The sequence below is a fragment of the uncultured Sphingomonas sp. genome (assembly GCF_964250165.1).
GTDB lineage: Bacteria > Pseudomonadota > Alphaproteobacteria > Sphingomonadales > Sphingomonadaceae > Sphingomonas.
In genome coordinates this window covers 1-3,395 of record NZ_CAXUEK010000137.1, presented here as the reverse complement: position 1 = coordinate 3,395, position 3,395 = coordinate 1, and the positions used below count along the sequence as shown (strand labels likewise).

The following is a 3,395-nucleotide window of genomic DNA, read 5'->3' as shown; positions in this document are numbered from 1 at the left end:
GCGCTGGCGATGTTCGCGGCCATCCCGCCCGGCGTCGCCGACCGCGAGATCGCGACCGCAAAGAAGCTGCTTGCCGACTGGCCGGAAGACGCTTTCGCCGTCCGCGAGCTACCCGAGAGCCAGGGACCGGGGAACATCTTGCTGCTGGAAGCGGCGTTCGAGCAGGTGACGGAGGTGGTCAGCGGCTTCGGCAAGCTCGGCGTATCGGCGAAACGTGTCGCGCAGACCGCCGCAGGGCGCATGGCGGGCTATCTCGCCTCCGATGCGTTCGCTGGGCCGTACCTTGCGGATCAGCTGCTTCTCCCCTTCGCCATCGCCGGCGGTGGCAGCTTCACAACCGTAAAGCCGAGCCAGCATAGCTTGACCGCCGCGGCGGTGATCGCGCGGTTCCTGGATCGGCGTTGTGTCTTCACTCAACAGCCCACCGGCACTCACCTCGTGGAGGTGCGATGAACGACTCAATGCTCAATTGAACGAGCGGCACTGGCGAACGGCCGTTGGGTAGATAAGTCGTTAATTCCACGGACTCTGCATCTGACGGTGTCATATCGGGCGAGATGGGTGACGGTCGTCCGGTAATGCTCAGATCGAGGCTTCCGGCACCAGCCTTGCCGTTTTCGGATCGTAGATCATGCCTGCCAGCGTCACGTCGCCGATCCGGTCGACGATCTCGTCGATGATCGCCAGCGGAACGAGAAACCATTCGCGGGGGCGGACGGGCTTGCCGAAGCGGTCGGGGATTTCGACGTCGTAGCGGACGCGATTAAGGACGCGGTGGATGAGGGCTTCCAGCCGCGAGGGATGCACGTCGTGCAACGTGTAGGTCGCGATTACATCGACGTCGGCGAGGAGGTAGGTTGCGTCATCGGCGGCTCCGGCGATCCGGGTTTCCACCTTACCGCCGGTGATGCCGATCTTGTGGATCAGCTCGCGATGGGCCGCGATGGTCGGATGCATTGATCGGCTGCGCAGGACGTAGAGCGTGCCGGTCGGCAAGCGGTCGGGTTCGTCATCGGCACCGCCGCGGTCGCCGAATAGGGGGCCGGCGGTCGGTTCGCTGACGCGGCGGCCGCCCTCGTCCTTGTACAGGGCGCGCTGGAGCGAGCGGAGCAGCAGGTTACTTTCCGTGCCGTTCGAATGGACGACGCGCAGGCGGGCATCGACCTCGCCATTGGGTGCCGCGATCGGATCGCCCACGCTCGCCACGTACGCGATCTGCCCGCCGACGATGAAGAACTCGCCCTGTTTGATGTCGGCCTTCGACATGCCGAGGTCGCGAACGAAGGGGCGTGTCGTCCGGGTGCCGGCGTCGAGGTCGGCCTGGACCTGTTCGAAGCGCGGCTTGAAGATGGCGAAATCCTCGCAGCGGGTTGCGGCGGCGATCTCGTCGGCGGCGGATCGTTCGGCGTTCGAGCGGACGTTGCGCAACTGGGTGATGTCGTCGGGTGCTGGGGCCTCGATGCCCAGTTCGGCCAACAGTGCATTGTCGTCGAGGTCATCGATCGGCGCCTCGTCTGTCACACCGTCGAGCATGCCATGCACGTCCATGTCCGCTAGCAGGGCGCGGCAATCAGCCTGCGCGCGCAATTGGTCGAGGCGGACGGCGTAGAGCCGTTCGAAGATATCGCGGTCCTCACCGTGCTGCGGGGCACGGCCATGCTCGTCGCGGAACTTCACGATATCCTCGAAGCCGGCGATGATCCGTTCCTCGCGCGGGGTGCGGGCGCGCACCTTCTTGGACGTCAGATCGACGCCCAGTTCGGCGAGGATATCGTCGTCGGTCATGTCAGCCATTGGCGGCAGCTGCCTTCTGGCGGAAGCGGGCGAAGGCGGCGACGCCTTCCGCCAGCTGGCGCTCCCACGGATCCTGCGACGTCGCCTCGGGCGCGCGGCCGCGCTCGCGCTTCCACTGTACTGCGCGCACGGCGAAGGCGCGGGCCTCGTCCTCGGTCAGTGTGGCCTTGCGGGCGGAAATCGCCGCCTGCACCTGGCGCAGCGTGCACTCGTTCATCGCCTTGGCGAGAATCGCATAGGCGGCATCGAACGGGTTGATCCGGTCGATCAGGTCGATGTCCAGCTCGCGCACGTTCATGAACTTGCGCACGCCGTCGACGAAGGTGGTGTTGGCCTGCAGCTCGCCGCTGGCATCCTCGGTTGCCGTCTCGGTCACGATCTTCGCGGCCTGCTGGGTGATGTTGAGCGCGGCGATGGCGTGCTGGCGGATCGCCTCCTGATCGGTCTCGCTCATCTCGGGATAGCGATCGCGCACGATCTTGCCCATGCGGACCTGGGTCAGTTCCTCGGGCACGACCTCGGGGTCGAACATGCCCCGCTCGATCGCCTGTTTGTCCTGGATGAAGCTGGTGATGACCTCGTTGATGTCCTGCTCGCACACCCGGCGCGCCTCGGGCGTGGTCGGCTGCACCAGATCCTTCAGCTCGAAATGGAACTGGCCGCGTTCCTCGTTGAAGCCGACGTTGGTACGGCCCTCGACATAGCCGTCGGGGCCATAATCATAGCCATCCTTCGGCCCGGCGTCCTTGGGCGTGAACTCGAAGCGCGGCGCCAGCACCTGCTCCATCAACAGGCTGGCGGCGATCGCCTTGAGCGTATCGTTCACCGCCTCGGCCACCACGTCATCGGCGGCAGCCGGTTCGGCGATCAGGTTGGTGAAGCGGGCGACCGTCTTGCCGGGCGCGTCGCGGGTGGCGCGACCGATGATCTGGATGATCTCGGTCAGGCTGGAGCGATAGCCGACGGTCAGCGCATGTTCGCACCAGATCCAGTCGAAGCCTTCCTTCGCCATGCCCAGTGCGATGATAATATCGACATGGTCGCGATCGGTTCGCGCCGCTGGGCTTTTCAGCGCCGCCGCAACGCGGTCTCGCCGGACGGGATCGTCATCGACCAGATCGGCGACCTTGATCGTGCGTCCGTCGGCCGTCTCGATCAGGTGGAAACCGGTCGCCTGGTCGGTGCCCTTCCACTTGCCGAGGTGATCCATGATCTCCTCGACCTCGCGGTGCTTGTCCTTGGTGCTCTCCCGGCTGTTGACCGAGGGGATGTGGACGATCGTCTTCACCGCCGGATCGAGCAGCGTGTTGATCTTGTCGACATAGCGGCCGGTGTAGAAGCTGTACGCGATATCCAGCGTCTTGAGCCACTGATAGCCGTTGAGCTGCTCGTAATAGGTATAGCTGACCGTGACGAACCGCGCCTCGTCCTCGGGCGTCAGCACCGCGACGGAATCGCCGCGGAAATAGCTGCCGGTCATCGCGACCAGATGCACCTTGTCGCGCGCGATCAGCTGGCCCAGCTGCGCGCCGAGCCGGTTGTCGGGGTTGGCCGAGACGTGGTGGAACTCGTCCACCGCGATCAGCCGACCGTCGAAAGCC

The 3,395-nt window shown here is 65.3% G+C and carries 2 protein-coding genes and 1 pseudogene; 1 reads left to right on the top strand and 2 read right to left on the bottom strand.

The features are described from left to right. Nucleotides 1-453 (top strand): annotated as a pseudogene (locus tag ACFE64_RS15420) (RNA 3'-terminal phosphate cyclase); the annotation flags it as partial. A 129-nt stretch (nt 454-582) separates the two neighbouring features. Here the strand turns inward: ACFE64_RS15420 and ACFE64_RS15415 are convergent. Continuing rightward, nucleotides 583-1,785 carry a GIY-YIG nuclease family protein gene (locus ACFE64_RS15415; RefSeq protein ID WP_375393336.1) on the bottom strand — a complete coding sequence of 401 codons (1,203 nt, stop codon included), beginning with the start codon at nt 1,783-1,785 and terminating at the stop codon, nt 583-585. A gap of 1 nt (nt 1,786) precedes the next feature. Next, a partial coding sequence (locus tag ACFE64_RS15410; RefSeq protein WP_375393335.1) for a DEAD/DEAH box helicase occupies nt 1,787-3,395 on the bottom strand: 1,609 nt, incomplete at its 5' end.

What these genes read in the sequence shown, in the direction of transcription:
- ACFE64_RS15415 (WP_375393336.1), bottom strand. Translation starts at nt 1,785, where the DNA reads ATGACCGACGACGATATCCTCGCCGAACTGGGCGTCGATCTGACGTCC.